Origin of the sequence: Rhodopirellula sp. JB055 (assembly GCF_043100905.1) — a bacterium.
Lineage (GTDB): Bacteria > Planctomycetota > Planctomycetia > Pirellulales > Pirellulaceae > Rhodopirellula.
The window spans coordinates 1-20,271 of the sequence record NZ_JBICHO010000140.1; the positions used below are offsets into that span (position 1 = coordinate 1).

Annotated in this window: 14 protein-coding genes; 8 read left to right on the forward strand and 6 right to left on the reverse strand. The window is 55.4% G+C overall.

Annotated elements, in window-relative coordinates:
- Positions 1-89 precede the first annotated feature (89 nt).
- On the reverse strand, positions 90-878 hold the full coding sequence (locus tag ACF8AM_RS05790; RefSeq protein ID WP_392554726.1) for a dienelactone hydrolase family protein: 789 nt from the start codon (positions 876-878) through the stop codon (positions 90-92).
- A gap of 184 nt (positions 879-1,062) precedes the next feature.
- Entirely contained in the window at positions 1,063-2,259 is a 1,197-nt protein-coding gene (locus ACF8AM_RS05795; protein ID WP_392554713.1) for an LptF/LptG family permease, read from the reverse strand.
- A gap of 300 nt (positions 2,260-2,559) precedes the next feature.
- Here ACF8AM_RS05795 and ACF8AM_RS05800 point away from each other — a divergent pair, with 300 nt between their 5' ends.
- From ACF8AM_RS05800 to ACF8AM_RS05815, 4 genes are all read left to right on the forward strand, one after another.
- Positions 2,560-3,945, forward strand: a complete 1,386-nt coding sequence (locus tag ACF8AM_RS05800) for a phospholipase D-like domain-containing protein (protein ID WP_392554714.1) — start codon at positions 2,560-2,562, stop codon at positions 3,943-3,945.
- Between the two features lie 255 nt (positions 3,946-4,200).
- Positions 4,201-5,760, forward strand: a complete 1,560-nt coding sequence (locus tag ACF8AM_RS05805; protein ID WP_392554715.1) for a glycosyl hydrolase — start codon at positions 4,201-4,203, stop codon at positions 5,758-5,760.
- Positions 5,761-6,124: 364 nt separating this feature from the next.
- Positions 6,125-8,137, forward strand: a complete 2,013-nt coding sequence (locus tag ACF8AM_RS05810) for a LamG-like jellyroll fold domain-containing protein (protein WP_392554716.1) — start codon at positions 6,125-6,127, stop codon at positions 8,135-8,137.
- Positions 8,138-8,361: 224 nt separating this feature from the next.
- Entirely contained in the window at positions 8,362-9,255 is an 894-nt protein-coding gene (locus tag ACF8AM_RS05815) for a glycosyltransferase family 2 protein (RefSeq protein WP_392554717.1), read from the forward strand.
- 103 nt (positions 9,256-9,358) lie between these two features.
- On the opposite strand, the gene ACF8AM_RS05820 is transcribed toward ACF8AM_RS05815, so the two are convergent.
- Positions 9,359-9,931: an adenine phosphoribosyltransferase gene (locus ACF8AM_RS05820; RefSeq protein ID WP_392554718.1), complete on the reverse strand. Its 573-nt coding sequence runs from the start codon at positions 9,929-9,931 to the stop codon at positions 9,359-9,361.
- 185 nt (positions 9,932-10,116) lie between these two features.
- On the reverse strand, positions 10,117-10,539 hold the full coding sequence (locus ACF8AM_RS05825; protein WP_392554719.1) for a TraR/DksA family transcriptional regulator: 423 nt from the start codon (positions 10,537-10,539) through the stop codon (positions 10,117-10,119).
- A gap of 530 nt (positions 10,540-11,069) precedes the next feature.
- Here ACF8AM_RS05825 and ACF8AM_RS05830 point away from each other — a divergent pair.
- Complete coding sequence (locus ACF8AM_RS05830) at positions 11,070-14,855, forward strand: FHA domain-containing protein (protein WP_392554720.1); 3,786 nt, start codon at positions 11,070-11,072, stop codon at positions 14,853-14,855.
- 37 nt (positions 14,856-14,892) lie between these two features.
- On the opposite strand, the gene ACF8AM_RS05835 is transcribed toward ACF8AM_RS05830, so the two are convergent.
- Together ACF8AM_RS05835 and ACF8AM_RS05840 are read right to left on the reverse strand one after the other, a co-directional pair.
- A complete protein-coding gene (locus tag ACF8AM_RS05835; protein ID WP_392554721.1) occupies positions 14,893-16,017 on the reverse strand; it encodes a zinc-binding dehydrogenase in 1,125 nt (374 codons plus the stop codon).
- Positions 16,014-16,568 (reverse strand): helix-turn-helix domain-containing protein, encoded by a 555-nt coding sequence (locus tag ACF8AM_RS05840; protein ID WP_392554722.1) that lies wholly within the window; start codon positions 16,566-16,568, stop codon positions 16,014-16,016. Before ACF8AM_RS05840 ends, ACF8AM_RS05835 begins: the two co-directional genes overlap by 4 nt.
- A 252-nt stretch (positions 16,569-16,820) precedes the next feature.
- Between ACF8AM_RS05840 and ACF8AM_RS05845 the strand changes: the two genes are divergently transcribed.
- From ACF8AM_RS05845 to ACF8AM_RS05855, 3 genes are read left to right on the forward strand one after another with little or no spacing between them, the layout of a single operon-like run.
- A complete protein-coding gene (locus ACF8AM_RS05845) occupies positions 16,821-18,104 on the forward strand; it encodes a DUF5690 family protein (protein WP_392554723.1) in 1,284 nt (427 codons plus the stop codon).
- A gap of 49 nt (positions 18,105-18,153) precedes the next feature.
- A complete protein-coding gene (locus ACF8AM_RS05850) occupies positions 18,154-19,335 on the forward strand; it encodes a TIGR03364 family FAD-dependent oxidoreductase (RefSeq protein ID WP_392554724.1) in 1,182 nt (393 codons plus the stop codon).
- Complete coding sequence (locus tag ACF8AM_RS05855) at positions 19,328-20,020, forward strand: phosphonatase-like hydrolase (RefSeq protein WP_392554725.1); 693 nt, start codon at positions 19,328-19,330, stop codon at positions 20,018-20,020. The genes ACF8AM_RS05850 and ACF8AM_RS05855 overlap by 8 nt, the downstream gene beginning before the upstream one ends.
- Positions 20,021-20,271: the final 251 nt, after the last annotated feature.

Below are 20,271 nucleotides of genomic sequence, written 5' to 3' on the forward strand. Positions count from 1 at the left end.
GAGGCGACGAGTCCCGAACCGGCGTCAAGTCCAAGGACTCGTCGCCTCGCCCACTACGAGCAATCCTAACTTTGGATTGTGACAGACCGCTAGTTTTTCGCGAACAGTTCGTGAAAGAACACTCGCATGGCATCCCATGACCGTTTGTCAGCCTTCTCGTTGTAGGCCGCGCCTTTGCTGTTGTCGTTTCCGGCCATCGGCTGAGTGAATGAATGGACCGCATGGGAGTACACATTCATTTGCCAGTCGACGTCGTGTTCGTTGAACTCAGCAATCATCGCATCAATGTCCGCTTGGGGAACAAACGGGTCGTCCGCGCCGTGGCAGAGCAAGACTTTCGCTTGGATGTTGGCGCCGTCCTTTGGGGTGGGTGAATCCAAACCACCGTGAAAACTGACGATGCCTTGCAGTTCAGCACCGCTACGCGCCAGCTCGATCACTCCCGTTCCACCGAAACAATATCCAATCGCCGCCAGTTGATCCGCAGCAAGGTTGTCCGCTTTGCGAAGTTGGTCCAAACCAAGATTAAAACGACGGCGGTAAAGCTCACGATCACTTTTGTACTTGCCGGAATACTCAGCCGCCTCGGTGGTGTCCTTCGGCCGATCATCGCGACCGTAGATGTCCAGAGCGAAAGCGATGTACCCCAGTTCGGCCAATTGACGGCAACGCCGACGTTCGTAGTCCGTCAGCCCCAACCATTGATGAACCACCAACACGCCGGGCTTTCCAGCGTCAGGCAGAGTTCCCGCCGGACGCACTTTGGCATCAAACGCCAGAAACCCTTCTAAAACCACATCGCCGTCTTGGTAGACGATCGTTTGCGTCTGGACTTCCGCGTTGGCGACTGAAGCCGAACACGCGAGGCTGGTAAACATCACTCCCGCGAATAACAACGTCCAAGACGAAAGACGGATGGACTTGGTTTCACAACGACTCAACAGCATGGAAATCTCTCAACAGGTGCAATGGGTTCGAAAATTAAACAAGACGTTCGATTGTAAAAGCAAACCCACCCCATCGAACAGAATGCGTCCGAACCGCTTCACTTCCAGACCTCTCTCAATATCGCCGCACCCGCGCGATCAAAATCATCCCGACACCGAATAAAACCACGTTGCCGATCCAGACCCCGTACGGCGGCATATCACCCGCCTTGGCTTGGTCGAGCCCCAATAAATAGAGCGGGTAGTAAACCAGAATCGTCGGCAAGAAACACATCCCGAACGTGGTCCAGTAATCACTGGTCTTGGCCAGGATGGCCAATGGCGCTCCCACCAACACGAAGAAGAAACAGGTGAATCCCTCCGCCCAACGACGCCAGGGCTCTGTTTGCAAACGCGTCAGCCGATGACGACTCGATTTCAACTCGGTTTGAATGGACGCCGATTTCTTACCGCCAATTTCTCCGGGACGCGAAGTCAGCAATGAAAATCCGGTGCACGCCGCCAGTTCACCAATTTTCGCGTGTGTGCGTTCTCGCTGGCGAAGACGTTCATTTCGAATCAGCCGCAACGGCAATTCGCTGGGACTTCGCGTTGAGATGTCATCTTCTTCGAGAGCGTTGCCCAAGGGGATTTCAAATTTATGCTCGCCGGGAATGAAACCCTGCAATGCCTTGCCGCGAATCATTTCGCTGTCGACCAGTTTGAGGACCAGTGACTGGGTCTCCTCCTCCATCATCAACTGACCTTCGCTGGCCGTCACGGTGAAGGCATCGCCCCCTTTTCCACGCACAGTGACTCGGGGTGATATCATCCGACGACCAGAGATTTCGCGAACATGAATCGAAAACCCGTGATCCGAAGTGTACGAGTGATCGGATTCCAGCAATCGATACGCGATGTCTTCGATCGAAAGCAGCACGACTCGTTTGACGCCCGGCTTTCCCCAGGAAACCGCCATGTCACTGCAGTAAACCGCGACCGGACTGAGCAGCGCGGCGAACATGATCGCGGGCTGCAACAATCTCAGCGGTGAGATGCCGGATGCTTTGACGGTGGAAATCTCCCCGTCGGCGGCCATTCGTCCATAAACACAACAAACGGAAAACAACGCCGTGGCGGGGACCGCGTGCTGCAATGAAATTGGAATCGCAAAAGGCAGCAATTGCAGGACCGCCATCGGCCCCAGCCCCTTCCGAATCAATTCGCGTCCAACAGCAATCAACAGAATCAGGGTCGTCAACACGAACAGCGCAACGACGAAAATCCGGAGGATCTCAAAGAGAATCGTGCGAGTCAGACGGGTTGGGATCACTGGTTCTGAATCAGGACGGCGGAATCACGTTCATGCAAACATCTGAAGTAGCAAAACGTCAGCCCCGAGAACAGATCAACTCAGTGACTTCTGAAGCTGAGACGCTCGTTGTCCCACCTGTAAAAACGGGCAAAGCTGCTGCGAATTAGGGCGGGGATACCAGAACTCCGACCTGTATCACCTCGTCAAACGCTGCCCCGGATTCAATTCGTCTAACTTGGTTGGCACGCATCCTGCCTCTTTGGCAGCGGATCGGACACCTCACACCCTCCTCATTTACCCTCTTGCCCAAAGTTCCGGATGATTTGGATCGTCGCTTACCTCAGCAGTGTTCTAGGAGCGTTTCTGACGATTGTCGCAATGACCGTGATTCGCCACGAAGAACGCCACAATGTCGGCCGGCTCGGTTGGCTCGGACTCGTTCTGCTCTCCCCACCCGTCGGCTTGATCCTTTTCTTGTGGCTTGGAGGCAGGAAAATCTCAGCTGAACACTCCCAGCGCAAGCTGGTCGATTTGCCTGCAGCGGCCGATGGCAGCGATCGCTCACGAGCCGGCTTGGAACAAATGCTCGAAAAACGAGGCCTGCGTTCCCCGACGATTGGAAACCAGGTCCGATTGCTTCACCGTACCAATGATGTCCTTGACGCCTATTTGGAACTGATTGATCAAGCCCAAGACGTGCTGTACCTGATGACCTTCATCATGGATGAACGAAAGAGCACCCAGCGAATTGTGGAGCGGCTCTGCTCCCGTGCTCGCGAAGGAGTTCAGGTGCGATTGCTATGCGACGGATTCGGGTCCTTCTTCATGTCGGACGAACAACTCGAACAAATCCGCGAAGCGGGCGGTCGGGCGGTGCGATTCAAGCCGATGTCGCAACTCAGCCGACTCGCCTATCTGAATTTTCGCAACCACCGCAAACTTGCCGTTGCCGATGGCCGTCGTGCGATCCTGGGCGGCGCCAACCTGGTCGAAGAAGAACTCGATATCAACGAGGACGACGAACGCTGGGTCGACATGAGCGTTCTTATCGAAGGCCCCGCAGCGGCTCAACTGCAGGCGGTCTTTTGTAGCGATTGGAATTTTATCACAGAAGAGGAGTTGCCGCCGGTCGACTATGAATGTCCCAATCCACCGAGGCATGCTGAGAACACTCGCATGACGGTGATGCCGATCGGTCCTGATGGCCCCGAAGAGATCCTAGAAGATTTTTGGAACTACACCATCAATCGTGCCGAAGAACGCATTTGGATTTGCACCCCTTATTTCGTTCCAACCGCACAAGCGATGAGGTGTTTGGAATCCGCGTGCCGGCGCGGGATCGATGTCCGCATCCTTGTACCGGAGGTCAGTGACCTCACTCCGGTCGACTATGCTCGCATCGACTACATGGACGACCTGCAATACCTCGGCGCCAAACTCTACCGCTACCAAGACAGCATGGTGCACGCGAAACTTGGCATCGTGGATGACTTCACGGCCGTGGTTGGTTCAGCCAATTTTGACGTGCGTTCGTTTTTTCTCAACTACGAACTGTCGGTGGTCATTCACGATCAACCGACCATCCAAAAGTTCAGCGACTGGTACGAATCACTCTTGCCGAATTGCGAACCAGGACTTCCCGAGCACACCGCGTGGCGTTCAACGTTGGGGTTGTGCACGAGACTGTTCGCATCCGAATTGTAGCTTTCACCGTCCCGGACGACGCGAAGTGAATTGGCTGCTATCTACACTGAATCGGGCCCGCAGGGCGAATTCGGTTGCAAGAATCAGATGGATTGAATGCCCCCATCCCGCCACCATCTGATTCGAGTCCCATCACTCAATCTAACCGATTCAACTCTCGCAAACCAATTCCGCCCTAGCGAACCAAACCATTTCGTTTTGGCGAAACGGATTTCCGCCTGACACACTCGTTAACTCTCAAAATTTTCGATCTGCATGTACTCAGAAACAGCCGGCACCCGAAAGACTCTCGGTGACGTCGATATTCTTTATCACGATGGCATCTACCATCTGTTCCACCTTGTTCTTCCCAATCACGATTTCATCGCGCACGCGGTTAGCAACAATTGCTTTTCTTGGCGGCGAGTCGAAAACGCTTTGTTCATCGGCGATCCTGGCGGTTGGGATGACTCGATGTTGTGGACAATGCACGTCAGCCCCAACCCACATCGGCCTGGATCATGGCGAATGTTCTACACGGGCCTTTCGCGTCGAGATCACGGAGCGAAACAGCGGATCGGCATGGCAGAGAGCGACGACCTGTATTGCTGGACCAAAGCACCGGTTGCATGGACGGATCGTCGATCCGAGTTGCCATACGAACTGCCTAGCCGACCGCCTCAACCGCCGTTCAAGCAAGACCTGAAGAGCTGCTTTCCACTCAGCCCCGATCGAGAACACTACGAATCGGAAATCGACGAAGCTCGCAACTGGGTGTCATGGCGTGACCCGTACTACTACCACGAAAACGGGCGCGGATGGTTGCTTGCCGCCGGACGAGTCAACCATGGCCCGATCGTTCGGCGAGGCTGCGTCGCGGTCATGGAAGAGGTGGGGGCAAACAATTTCGAGCAACGCCCCCCGCTTCATCACCCGGGTTTGTACGACGACATCGAAGTCCCCAACCTGTTCAAGATCAACGGCGACTACTACCTGGTCGGCAGCATGCGCGAGGATGCCAAGATCCGCTATTGGCACACTGAGAAAATCGGAAAGCCCTGGCGAACCTACGCCGACAACGTGTTGCTTGCCAGTGGCAACTATGCCGGCCGAATCACCACAGATGATCGAGGCGTCTTGCTTTGGAGCTTCTTCACGCCCGGCGGCAACGATCGTCAAACCGGTAACTTATTGCCGCCGCCCAAACGCATCTCGCGTTTACCCAATGGACAATTGGAAGTGCACACGTTCGAAGGTTTCGATTCTCTGGTCGATCGTTCCATCCATGTCGAACAACTTACTCCCATCAAACCAATCGCCTGTCAGTCAGTCCGGACATCCAAAGACAATACATTCGACTTGGATTGCGAATCGGGATTCCAGTGCTTTGTCCTGGAAGAGAATCTCAGTTGTTTCCGATTGCGATGCCATCTCAAGATGATGGACGAAGGCAAGTGTGGCGTCGCCTTTCGACTTGATCGCGAATCGCATGACGGATACTACCTGTCCTTGGACCTGTTCAAAGGTGTCGCTCAACTGAGAGCCTGGGGAAGCGGACCAGATGGATCCGGCGAAGAAACCATGCAGTTCCAAAGCCTGCAGGCCGGGTACTATGAACGTGACGTCCGCGGAGAAGTCGAACTTCAAGTGCTCGCGTACGGCAGCTACATCGAAGCATCCGTCGGAGGCCGCGTGCTGCTCTCGCTGGCGGACCAAACGTTCCAGTCCGGTGCCGTTGGCTTCAATTTAGAGAGCGGCAATCTGCGAGTGTCCAATTTGTCGGTGGAACGTTTCTACCCACCCGTCCAATCCGACGAACACCTCGCCAACGGCTGATCCATTTTTGGCTAGCTCGTACTCATGCTACCCACACGATGGGCATTCGCCCCGAATCAGGAACACCTCCCCGACCGGGGCAATGATCGTGAATCGTATTCGCCGCCGCACCGCGAGGTTCCCGGCACGGGCGTGCAACCAAAACTGGGGGCCAATACCCGAGACGGGCAGCCTCGAAGACGTTTTCGTTGTCCGAATTTAACCTCACCGCACGAAATCGACCGCCCTCCCTAGAGCGGGGAATTCGCGTAGTCTCCGACGCCAGTTCTTCGCTCAAAATTCACAGATCAGCCACTTGGGTTAGACTCTGGATTGCGTAGGTTTACGCCCTGGCTACCGCGTCCCTCCTTCCATGAACTGAATCATGCCCACCCAAGTCACTTCCCGCTTGCACACGTCGATCGCGATGGGGCTGTTTTGCCTTGCCTTCATCGCTGCGTTCCCCCAGATGTCGTCCGCTCACGATGGCGACGAGAGCCACACACACGAACACCCAACCAACAACAGCTTCTTCACAACTCGCGAAAACTCACAGGTTCTTCCGCTCGCTCTGGAAGAAGACGCGTTTCAGTTTGTCGTCTATGGTGACCGCACCGGTGGTGTCCCCGCCGGATTGAAAGTGCTGGAACAAGCCGTCCAGGACACCAACCTGCTGTCGCCCGACTTGGTGATGACGGTGGGTGACTTGATCCAAGGGTACAACGAAAAACCCGAGTGGATGCGGCAAATGGGCGAGTACAAAGAGATCATGAACACACTCGACATGCGTTGGTTCCCAGTCGCCGGCAACCATGACGTGTACTGGCGTGGCAAAGGTCCTGCACCGCAAGGGCAACACGATTCCAACTATGAAGAACACTTCGGACCACTTTGGTACACGTTCCGTCACAAGAACGCTGGCTTTGTGGTTCTCTACAGCGATGAAGGCGATCCGGTCACCAACCAAAAAGCGTTCAACGTGGGCAAGCTTCAACGAATGAGTGACAAGCAACTCGATTTTCTTGCCGAAGCTCTGAAGCAACACAAAGACTTAGATCACGTGTTTGTCTTTCTGCACCACCCTCGCTGGATCGGTGGCGGCTACACGGGATCGAACTGGGATACAGTCCATGACCTGATGAAGGACGCGGGCAATGTATCCGCCGTGTTCGCCGGCCACATTCACCACATGCGATACGATGGCCCCAAAGATGGCATCGAATACTACACGCTGGCAACGACCGGTGGAAATCTATCGGCGGACATCCCCGGTGCGGGTTACCTGCACCACTTGAACGTGGTCACCGTTCGTCCCGACGACATCTCGGTCGCTTCGTTGCCGGTGGGTGCGGTGATGGACCCGACGGAGTTCACCCCTGAGTTTGTGGACGAAATCAATCTGGCTCGCAAAGTACGTCCGTTGATCAGCGACAGTGAACTTCTGTTGAACACGGACGGATCCGCCGCCGGACAAGTCACGGTGACGATCAAGAACCCCTCGCCACGCGACATGGATGTGACCGCGTCGGTCGGAATCGCGTCGCGAGATTGGCTCAGCTCACTGGATCACGATCACTTCACTTTGGCGGCAGGCGCCAGCCAAACATTCAAGGTGAAACTTCGACGTCTTGCTGACGACACCGCGACCTGGACGATCCCTCGCATCGAACTCAGTCGTGTTGTCATCGGCGACTCGGCTCGCATTGAACTGCCCAGCGTTTCCACTCCCGTCGAAATGCAACTGGCGGCCGTGCCGGCGGACTACTTCAACGGACAAACCAACCAGTGTCTGAATGTCACGGGTGAACGCTCCGCGATTCGTGTCGATTCAGATTCCTTGGCCTTGCCCAATGGCCCCTTCACTTTGGAAGCTTGGCTGAACCCCAGCCAAACGGAAGGCATGCGGGGCGCGATCGCGAAAACCGAAAGCAGTGAATTCGCGATCTTCTCGGATGAAGGCGTGCCGCAGTTCGACGTCAACCTCGACGGCAAGTACTACTCCGCCAAAGCGAAGGACAAACTGCTCGTCAATGAATGGACTCACGTCGCCGGAGTGTTCGATGGCGAAAACGTACGAATCTACGTTGATGGCAAGCAAATCTCGTCGGTCGCCGCGAAAGGGACCCGCAAGACCAACAATTACCCGTTGTTTGTGGGTGCCGACACGGACAAAGCCGGACAACCAACACGATCGTTCCTGGGCAAAATCGATGAAGTTCGGATCACGACCGGAGCCATCTACACAGAAGACTTCGAACCAGCTCGTCGTCTGAAACCCACCGCTGAGACTCGGTTGCTGTTGCACTTGGACCGAACCCTCGGTCCCTATGTGCTCGATCACAGTCCCGCAGCACTGATGGGAACAGTGGGCCCCAATTCCAGCTTCACCGCTCCCTGAATCGCGAAGAATGCTCACACTGGCCGCGTCATCGACGTGGCCAGCTGATCTTGATTGCTGCAATCGTTGCAATCCGCAATTCGACTTAGCAAAGAAAAGGTCCTCTCATTCGAAAATCCCGGTCGAGTCCGCTCGGCTGAGATTCGTTGCCCATAGTTTCCGTGGCGATGTGCCCCGATCGCTGTTCCAACGCGATTCACACGGCGACTTCAAAGCGACTACCTATGACGACCACTTTCCAACCGAGTGTCGAGAAGTACCTGGCGGCACCTGAAGACCTCGATCAGGCATTGTCCACTCCGGAGCAAGCAGTCAATCCGGACGAAATGCTTCAATTGATCGATGACACTCTCGGGCTGATCGCGGAAGCGAACCAGATCGCGTGCGGTGCATCACCGGTCAAACAAATTGATGTCTCGGTCATCGTTCCCATTCACAATTGTCGGGAATTCATTCCCGAAGTGATCGACCGCATCGAAGAAGTCATGCCGCCTGCGACCGAAACCATCCTGGTTGACGATGGCAGTGAGGACGGAAGTTGGCATTACTTGCGGGGCCTTCCGAAACATCCAAACCGAACCATTCTGCGACGTCTGAGCCACCACGGACGTGGATCGACGATTCGCATGGCCCTGCGCCACACCCGCGGGCACGTCGTCGCCATTCAAGACGCCGACATGGCCTACGACCCAGCCGATTTGCTCGGTGCGATTTGGCCAATCTTGGAAGAACAAGCCCAAGTGGTGTATGGCTCTCGTTCGATGCGTCGTGGCGGATCGCACCGCAACAATTTTCGAGGTGGGCTGGGCAATCGAATGTGCCGCTTCGTCAACCAATGCCTGACGTCGTGCAGCAACCTGACCACCGGCTTGCATCTTTCGGATCTCGAAACGGGGCACAAAGTCTTCTTGGGTGATCTGATTCGCTCCTTGGCGCTGACAGAAACCGGACCCGGAATCGATGCCGAAATCACTGCCAAGGTCGCCAAGCGAGCCTCAACGATCATGGAAGTTCCAACACACTACAACGCCGATCTGAGAGCCCCGGAATACTCACGCAATGCTCGAACGGCCATGACGACACTTCGCAGCTTGATCGCTCACCGCAACGGAAAATGATTCGCTGCGGCGTTCCTGAGTCCTGAGTCCTGAGTCCTGAGTCCTGAGTCCTGAGGCCCTGAGGCCCTGAGGCCCTGTGCCCCTTCCCACTTCCCACTTCCCCTCAAACACTCGGTCCCGGCGGACGGTTCTGAATGCTAAGCTCATCCTCTGCATCATCCCCGCCGTATTCCAACACGCTGTGGACGTGATACGGCGACAAGCGAGCTTCGCCCCCCAAGGCAACCAAGTGGATCAGGAACGAACAGCCAACAATCTCCGCGTCGCACTTCTCTAGCAGACGCAGACAGGCTTCCACCGTCCCACCGGTAGCCAGCAAGTCATCCACGATCAACACCCGTTGCCCGGGTTGGATGCCATCGACGTGAATCTGCAATTCGTCGGTCCCGTACTCCAACTCATACGCAAAGGAGTGCAGATCAAATGGAAGCTTCCCCGGTTTGCGGATCGGGACGAACCCCGCGTTCAGACGCATGGCAAGCGGCGTCCCAAAGATGAACCCGCGAGCCTCAGCGGCTGCAACCACGTCGATCTTTTGGTCCAAAAAGGGCTTTGCCATCTCATCCACCGCCGCAGTGAGCGCATCCGGATGGGCGAGCAAAGGAGTGATGTCCCGAAACAGAATGCCGGGTTTGGGATAATCCGGGATGTCACGAACGTGATGACGCAGATCCATGGGCAGATACGATTTTCGTTGAGAAACAAAGCCAGTTGATCACACCATTTGATCAACTTGTTTTGCCGCATCCTAACGAATCAACCAACACATCTCACACCGGGCGACGCGATCGACGCCCGCACAAAAGCAAGTTTCACGAAATCGGCTTCCGATAAACTTGCCGGCCCACGATTCTCGGTCCATCAAACCGCTGGATCAACTTTCGGTGCATCGAAAATACGGTTCCATTCCGTCGGCGCAACCACACCGGACGACGACTCGCGTTCCGCGGCACGGCGGCAGTTAATACAGTCCACCGCGTAGGGAATGGCTTTCAGGCGATTCAACGGAATGGGTTTGCCGCAATCTTCACAGTCGCCAAACCGTCCCTCTTCGAACCTCGCGATTGCTTCTTCAATTGCGATCAATTCGCGACTCTCGACCTCCACCAATTGACTGTTCAGCTCGTCCTGAACCGTGTCAGCGGCAGCGTCCAACGCATCGCCGGTCTTCTGATTGTGAAGTTCCCGCAACAGACTCAGGTCGCCTTCCAACGCCTTCCGAAGCGCATCCCGACGAAGGAGCAACGTGACCCGAAGCTTTTTTAGTGTTTCATCGCGAGACATAATTCACCTCATTGACTGGCAAGTGACCGGAACCGACCCAACAACGGCACTGACTGTGACGCACGCTAAGCCAATCAAGTTCACTCAGATGGAGCGTTCCTAGCTGCACACCGAGTGAAACCCCGGTTTCATTAGGGTAGATCGAGGAAAAGTCCTTTCTCCCGTCAAAGGGACCTTTTCCTGGTATTCAGGGCGCAAAAGGGAAGGGATTCCGGATTAAAAGGAAATCTTGGCCACCAGACTCCCTCCTAAGGGGTCGACACACCCTCCTTCGGGACAGCCACAGATTGATTACCTTGCCCCCCTGCAAAGTCGCCCTGAATCCGCAAAGTTTTCCAAAACGGACCAAATGGCTTCATGCCCCTGTTTAATTCAACCGATTTAACAGGAACAAGTGGTTACTCCGAACCGCTCGAACGGAACCGAAGTGCACAGAAGATCACCTGGCCCCTCCCAAAAGGTCCGGCGAGATCAAATGCATGACAATTGGCCGTTCTCAAGAAAGCATTCCCGTGAGAAGGAACTCCGTGGTGGCAACTGACTCCTCGAACACACCAACACACATCGAATCGGACTCGGTCACTGCCTTCGCGGCTCCCGCTCGGTCGGAGTCGACGAATCGCTCCCCTGGTGAGGGTTCCGCGACCAGTTGGTTGAACCAGCCACGGCACGCACCTGCGGCAGAAACCGCGTCCGCCAGCCGACCTTCGATCGCCCCAGTGCAGAACCAATCGGTCGGCGACCGCGGCACCATGTGGAATCAAGAAGGTGCGATCGAATTCCGCGTGCGATGCAACGAACATCCCACCCGGCGATTGCGACTCGCCGGTGCTCGTTACACACTCGGAAATGGAGTGGGCTGTTCGATCCGTCTGGACGATCCCACTTTGCGTCCGCTTCACGCGGTGTTGATTCGAGACTCACATCGAATCCTCGTTCGCGCCTACTCGGTACCGTTGCTCATCAACAACGTTCGCGTCACCGAGGGGACTCTGCAACAAGGCGACGTGCTGGGGCTTGGCAACTACGAATTTGAATTGGTGCAAACCAAACTGGCTCAACCAAGCAAACCGACGACGCATCGTTTCGCGGAATCCGTCCCGCGATTGGCGTCCGGCACGCCCACATCGATGTTTGACTCCAACGTCGAATTTCAAAAAGAAGCTGCCCGCTGGCACAAACTCAAAGAGGAAGCGGAACAACACGACCGTTGGGTTCGGGAACGACAAGACGAACTCAAACGGCAAACGGAGCAACTCGAAGCCCAATTCAAAGCTCTGCGAGAACGCGAAGACGAAATCCGTTCTCAGGAAACGGCGGCGGTCGAACTGCACGCTGAATTCCAAGTTCGTCACCGCGAACTCACGGAACGTCAAAATCAACTCGCCGCCCAACAGCAAGAACTGGAAAAGCAACGCGAAGAATGGCAAACGCAACAACAGCGATTGCAGGGACGCGACGAACAATATCGATCCCAAATTGAAGAACTGCTAATCGAGAAAGAATCGCTCTTCCAGCGTGAACGAGAAAGCGAACAACGCCTCGCTGAAACTCGCCAGCAACTGAAGGCGTCGCAAAGCCAAGCGGACGCTGCCGCGGAAGCTGTGACACAGATGCGAACAAAATTCGCATCCCTCAATGAGCAACTGCTCGCCCTTGGCCAGCAACAAGAATCGCTGCAGTCCATGGGACTGGAACGCGTTGAAGAGCACACACGCCAATGCAAAGAGCTCACTGCCGCCCGTGATGAAGCGGTTGCACAACGTGAACGTGCCAACCAAGAACGCGACGAAGCACTCGATCAAAAAGCAAGCAGCGATGCCAAGGCCCACGAAAGTCAGAAGCGTTGCGATCAACTGCTGAAAACGGAAGAAACGCTTCGAGAAGAGATCGAAAGTCTCCAAATCGAAATCTCGGACGCACGCAAAGAAGCCGAAGCACTACGCCGCGATTGCCAGCATGCTCGCACCACCATCAGCGAACTCGAAGCACGAGTCCGCGAATCGGAAGATCGCCACGACACCGATCGGACATCGTGGAGCGACGAAATGGACGCCCTGCGGAAAGGCGTGGATGAACTGACAATCAGTCTCGCTCAAGCCGAACAACAACTCGCGAAACTTCGTGACGACAACGACAAACTCCGCGAAACATTGTCGGTGACCGAAGAACAACGCGACGAATTCAAAGCGAAATTCAAATCAGCGGAAAAGCACCGAATCCGTGCCGAGCGTGAGGTTTCGGAAACTCGTCAACTGTTTGATCGATCCAACCGCGACCACGACGACACCCTCGATCAAATTGAACGACTCGAAGAAGAAACACGTCAACTGATCACCGGGCAAACGCCTTCTGCAACGGAAGACACGTCTTCGAAGATTCGTTTGGGGATCCTCACGCCCACCGAATCGTCCATTCAGAATGACGATGCAACTGAAGCGGGCGAAGCACCATCGGTCTCACTCGACGACGCAACCTCATCGCCCCAAGCCAGCGTTGAGATCGAGGAGGAATTGGAAACGCCCGCTGCATCGTCGATCGAAGATGCCCCAGAACTTCGCGTCACCCAAGAAACCGAAGCACCGTTCGCGGAAGCCTCGTTGGCGACCGATCACGGCCAGGCCGACGAGCTGATCGATGAAGCCATGAGCGTTGTCCATGACTCCGAAACAGATCGACTGCTGCAAGAGGCCGAAGAAAAGGCCGCCAGTTGGAGCACTCCGATCGCGGAAGAAACCGTTGAACAGGAAACTGACGACGATGCTTGGCCAACCTACGAAAGCGCTCAAGCAACCGAAGTCGACGACGTGACGCAGAACGCGTCGTTCGCAGACGCCGACGAATCGGAAACCCCCGAAGCGATTGCCGACGATTCGAATTCGCCCGCGTGGCCCGAGGAATCCGAATCGCTGTTGCTTCCCGAAGAACGACTCAGCAACGACGCTGCCTCTGAACGGATCGAACCCAATCAAGTTGCCGAATTCAGCGAACTCCCCGAGAACAACAACGAACCAGAAGACTTGGTCCGGGAACAAGAAGTTGTCTTGGAACCAGAATCCCTGCCCGATGCGTCCGCAAATTCGTGGGACGCCCTCGAAGACGCTTCCGATGACACCAGCGTTCAACAATTCGCTGCCGAATTCACCGCCGCGGCTCAAGAAGAAGCGGACCAAATTCGCGAAGCTCGCCAATCGCAGGAATGGAATACAGAAGCCCCCGTGGCAGAATCCGCTCACGAAGTGGAAGCTTCCATCACGTCTCATGAAGTGGCTGATGAAATGAGCGGGGCCACCGTCAGCTTCGATCCTTCCTCGCAGGATTTCGACGAAAGTCCATGGGCCACCGCCGACCTGGACAATCCCTTTGCACAACAGGAACCTTCCGCGGACGTCTCTGACTCGTTCGATTCGCAAACGGACGCTGCCTCCGAATCACCACTCGGACTGGCCGATCAACTGATTCGCGACCTCAGCATCGAAAACGCCTCCGACGAACAGGTCGGGCAACCAAACGACGATGCGGACATGGCAGACACAGGCACCCAAATGTGGGACGGCCAGGACACCTACGAACCAGAACTCGAATCAGAAGTCACCGCACTCGACTCGGCAATCGAAACCGAATCGGAAGAACCCTTTGACGTCGCAGAAGAATTCGAATCGACACTCGCGGCAGTCGAAACCGAACCCACCGAAGTTGAATTGCCAAGCACAGAAGAAGCGATCTCGGAAACCGTCGTCGCATCGGACTCCGATGAACCAGATGACGATTCCATCGAAGCCTACATGAATCGCTTGTTGCAACGAGTGCAACAACAATCCGGAACGGAATCCGAATCAGCGGCACCTGAACCATCGCAAACGGTTGCGCAAGATCCTGTGACGCCAACCCAAACGGCCACTGAACCCCCAGCCATTGAAGCAGAGGCCATCGATCCGGTGGACCCCAACGCTCCGCTGATCCCCCGTTCACAAGCTCCTGAACGCAACAGCAATCTGTCAGCGATGCGAGAACTGGCGAACGAGTCTGCTCGCAGTGCCGTGGAAAGAAGCGCCCAATCGCAAACACACAGCTCTCGTGTGCAAGCGATGGTCAAGTTCATGCAAGGCGGTGTCGCCATCGTCTGCGGTATCGCTGCCGTGGCTTTTGTCGCCCAGGGAATGCTGAAAATCATTGCCGCCGTGGCCGCACTCTTGATCGCCGTCATCTGCGTCAAAGAAGGCCTGACTTTGCTGTCCGTTGCACGCAACCGTTCCACCAAACCCACCAAGGCAAAAGCAGAAACGGCACTTGTCGACGCCGAAACAGCGGAATGAGTTCGCCCAGCAGATCAAGGTCAGCAAAGGCGAGAACTCAGTCGCCTCCATGAGGATACACGGCGACTCGCACGGGTCGCTGTTGCATCGCATACTCAAACGCGAGATCCACCTCAGCCAGCGGAAACCGTTTCCCGACCAAGGATTCAAACGGAAAACGCTGGTGATTGCGTTCGAGGAATCGCAAACCGTGATCGAGATCGCATGGCAAATAGTTGTGTAGCCCGCGAAGCGTCAGCATTCGCCGCACCGCCAGTTCTGGATACAGGGCGATTGGATCCGACGGAAAAACAGATCCAACCAACATCACGCAACCGCCCAGCCTCACGGACTCCAAACACGCCTCCACCGCGCTTGTCATCCCGGCAAAATCAATCGCCAGGTCGACTCCACGTCCGTCAGTCATCCCGAGCAACGTTTCCTTTCGTTCCTCAGCGGTTTCACTGACCAACACTTCTGTCGCCCCAAACAACAGAGCCAACTTCGCTCTTTCTTCATTGGGGTCCGCCACGATCACCTGCGACGCGCCCGCTTCGCTGCACTGAGCTGCCGCGGTCAATCCAAGCATCCCAGCACCAACAATCAGCACCGATGCACCTTGCATCCGATGAGTCTGACTCACCAATCGAAACGCCGCTGAAACCGTGGCAGTCGCACAATTCACCGGCGCGACAACCTCGTTGCTCAAGACCGCCGGAACCGGAAAGATCGGCGTCCCTGCAACCAACACACAGTGTTCACTCAGCCCACCAGTCGGTCGTCCCTGATTCGCTTCATGCCCGTACTTGAACAGCGAATCACATTTCTGGTTCAGATCGTTGTCACAATAAAAGCAACATTCGCAACCCACTGACATCGCCCAAGTGATACGTTGTCCAATCTGCAATTGCGAGCCGTAATAATCCACGGGAGCGTTCGGGCCGCACCATCCCACAACTTCGCCGACAATCTCATGGCCAAGCACCCCGCGATCGTGGCCGGACCGTCGCCCCGAAACCGTGTGCAAATCACTCCCACATAGGGTGCAGCACAAAACACGGACAAGCACCTGCCCCTCACACAACGGCTCAATCGTGTTCCTTGCCGGCACAAAGCGACGTTGCGTGTTGTCAAACTCCATCGCCATGTTTTGGACAATGGATCCTGCGTTCAATTGACTCATTGTCGCCCCAATCGGAAGAGACACAGCACTTCGGCTTCATTGGCATAAGGATTGGACAAACAGTGCTCCACTTCACTATCAAAATACAGGCTGTCACCCTTTGAGAGCGTGAACTCCTGCTCGCCATAGAAAAATCGCACGCGGCCTTTCAACACCATCAAGAACTCCTCCCCTTCATGCGTTCGCGGTTCGCGTTCTTCTCCACTGGGAACCTTCAGCACGAGTGGATCCATCGTCCGATGCGCGCGTTCGTGGGCAAGTGAGAAGTATTCGATCGACGAGTCCGCATCTCGTGAAATTGGCTTCCGATCACTTTGACGAACACAAACGATTTGCGGACGATCGTCCAAACCCTCCAGCAAACTCGAGGTCGACACCCCCAGGACAGACGCCAAATCCGCGAGAGCTGACAGCGACGGCGTGATCCGAAAATTCTCAACGCGAGAAAGCCAGCTTTTGGTTTGACCGATCTGCTCCGCCACCTCATCCAAGGTCAACCCACGATCAAAACGTAGCTGCCGCAGACGTTGAGCTAACTCCACCAAATTCATCGCGGTCCCTGATCAAGCCATTGTGAGGATCCTGTAAAGAATCCCCGCTTTGTGTTGACTGTAAAGAAACATTGTTGCACCATCGCAAACGCTCGTCCAGCGTCGGATGAATGCCCGACAGAGGCTTCTTTCAATCTTCACAAATCCCTGTGTGACATCATGGCCATGACCGCGGAAGCCACCGCGCCGGAGGCGCCCACGACCACGCCGAAAGACCTCGCCCAACCCGCGAGTTCACGTGAAGGAACCCCAATGAACGCTTGGTTGTTGGTCGCTCATCCAACGACCTTTTCCATTTATTGCATCATCGCGGCATTCGGCACGTACTTCTGCATGTACGCGTTCCGCAAACCGTTCACTGCCGCGACCTATGACGGAATGGTCGCCTTCGGTGTCGGATACAAAACGATCCTGATCACAGCGCAGGTCGCGGGATACACGCTGTCAAAATTTGTGGGCATCAAGGTGGTCTCGGAGATGCCACCTCGTTATCGAGCCGTCTCGATTGTGGCTCTGATTGCAATCGCAGAGTGTTCTTTGTTGCTGTTCGCCATCACGCCTGTTCCCTGGAATTTCATTTGGCTGTTCGTCAATGGGCTCCCACTGGGTATGGTGTTTGGGTTGGTGCTCGGATTCCTCGAAGGACGCGCGGTCACCGAAGCTCTCTCCGCTGGGCTGTGCGCCAGCTTCATCCTTTCATCTGGTTTCGTGAAATCCGTTGGTCGCACCTTGATCGAAAGCTATCACGTCGACACATTCTGGATGCCCGCCCTCACGGGTCTGATCTTCCTCGTCCCGCTGTTCCTGTTTGTCTGGATGCTGGCGCAAATACCAGCTCCCTCCTCTGCAGACGAGCAACTGCGGTCGAAACGTTCGCCGATGAATGGGCTTCAGCGTCGTGCTTTCTGGAAACGCCACGCGTTGGGGCTGACCGGTCTTTTGACGATCTATGTTTTGCTCACCGTGATCCGCAGTTTGCGAGACGACTTTGCAATCGAAATCTGGAGCGAGCTTGGCGTGCAGAACGAACCAACCGTTTTCGCTCGTTCCGAATTCTGGGTCATGATCGGAGTCGTCGCGATCTCGGGATTGACCAGTCTGATCCGTGACAACCGTGTCGCTTTTCTCTCCTCGATCGGACTCCTGACAACTGGGTTTGTAATCGTTGTCGCTGCAGTCACTGGTCAGGTCACAGGCCAACTCTCACCGATGGCATTCATGGTGATGCTGGGCTTCGGCATGTACATCCCGTATGTTGCCTTTCACACCACCGTGTTTGAACGCATGATCGCTGCGTTGCGGGAATCTGGCAACATTGGCTATCTGATGTACTTGGCAGATGCCCTGGGATACCTCGGGTATGTCGGCGTGATGCTGTATCGCAACTCCGCGACTTCGGATCAGAACTTTCTCTCACTGATGAATTACACATCCGTGATTGTGGCCGGATTGGCCAGTGTCATCACCCTGTTTCTCTGCATCCACTACACAACGAAACTCCCCCGCACAACGACCAACGCCAAACTGGCGGATTGAACAATGACAGCCCAATCTCGCACCATCCGAATTCCACTGATCGCTGCTAATGAACGCTGAAAAACCCGGCACTCAACATTCTGACCTGCTGATCGTCGGCGCCGGAATCCTCGGCAGCTTCTACGCTTACCACGCGTTGCAGCGGGGCCTGAGCGTCACACTGGTGGAACGAAACGCTCGCCCCACTGGGGCAACGACACGAAACTTCGGCCAAGTCGTCCCTTCAGGCCTCGATCAGTCCTGGCAAATTCACGGGCGAGAAAGCCTGCGGATCTATCAAGAACTGCAATCGCAAACCGAACTTTCGGTCCGTCAAAACGGAAGCATTTACATCGCCTCGGATGACGATGAATGCACGCTGATAGAAGAATTGCACCAAATCAATCGTCAGTCCGACTACCGTTCGGAATTGCTGACGCCCGATCAATGCCGCAGCAAATACCCGAACCTGAGATCTGACTACTGTCGCGGTGGCTTGTTCTTCCCCGAAGAAGTGTCCGTCAATCCGCGGCAAATGATTCATCACTTGCATGACCAACTGCGCACCCAGACAAATTTTAAACACAGGTTCGAAACGCCGGTCCACAAAGTAAATCCGTTGAAGCCCGACCTGATTGAGGTCGAGACGTCCACCGGCGAAACCCTTTCGGCCAACAAAGTCATTGTCTGTTGCGGAAGCGAATTCCAAACACTCTTTCCGAACCACTTCCGAAAGAGTGAGATGAAACTTTGTAAACTGCAGATGCTACGCCTCGTTTCGCAACCACAGGCAGTCCTTCCAGGCAACATCCTCACGGGCCTGTCGATCCGTCGCTACGAAAGCTTCTCCCAGTGCCCTTCCTGGGACGCGATCAAAGCAAACGAATCCAAAGAAACGTTTGCTCACCAATGGGGCCTGCACATTCTGTTCAAACAAGAACTCGATGGCAGTATCATCCTTGGCGACTCTCACGATTACACTTCCTCAGACCAACCCACTGGACTTGGTTTTGACATCCGATCCGATGTCAACGAGGCCATTTTGAAGGAAGCAAAGCGTATCATGGACCTCCCTTCATGGGACATCGAAACGACTTGGTACGGGATTTACAGCCAAACCTCACACCCCTCCGGCATTCATCTCGAAACGATCTTTCCCAACGTGCATATCACGACAGGGATCGGCGGCAAAGGAATGACCAGTAGCGCCGGCTTCACTCGAAACCATCTCACAAAGCTTTACAATGACTGAACTCGTCGTCTTTGATATGGCTGGAACCACCGTGGACGAAAAAAATGTCGTCTACAAAACGGTTCGACAGGCCATCAACGCAACTGGATACAATTTCACCCAAGAACAGGTCCAAACCGCTGGCGCTGGCAAGGAAAAATCGCAAGCCATCCGAGATGTCTTGGCGCTGGATGGCAATGACCATCCCGACGCCGAAGTTCAATCCATCTTCGCTGATTTCAAAAGGCGACTCGTCGACGCCTACGATACGCTTGACGTCACCGAACAACCGGGTGCGTCAGAAACGTTTCGCGAACTGCATTCACGTGGAATCAAAGTCGTCCTCAACACGGGCTACGACCGTCCGACTGCCGAAAAACTCGTGCGCAAGATTGGCTGGGCTGTCGGCACGGACTTCGACGCCTTGGTCACCGCCAGTGACGTCGAAACCGGGCGTCCAGCGCCTGACATGATTTACCTCGCGATGGCACTGACAGAAGTCACCGACGCGTCCGCCGTCATCAAAATCGGCGACTCACGCATCGACATCGAAGAAGGTCAAAACGCCAACTGCGGGATGGCCCTTGGCATCACGACAGGTGCCCAACCCGAAACCGAATTGCGGCAATCCAATCCGACCGCCATCATTCATCAACTGAGCGACCTGCCGAACCTAATCGACCAAACCAGTCAACTCGCAAGGTGAAACCTGCGTTCCTCCTTCTTCGGAACAGATTGGCAGGAACGATCGCGTGCAACCAAACACCCCGGTTGTGCGTGGTAGCACGACGCGTGACGGGCGGTTGACGGAGTCGACTTTGGACTCTGAATGTGAACCGTAGGCATCCGCCAGTCTGCTTCGGATTCAAGTTCAGCGGATCACGGCGGGGACCGCGTGCCACACGTTATCGAGCCTCCCACCTGTTGCCGACGGAGGCCCTCCGTCGGCCCGAGCGC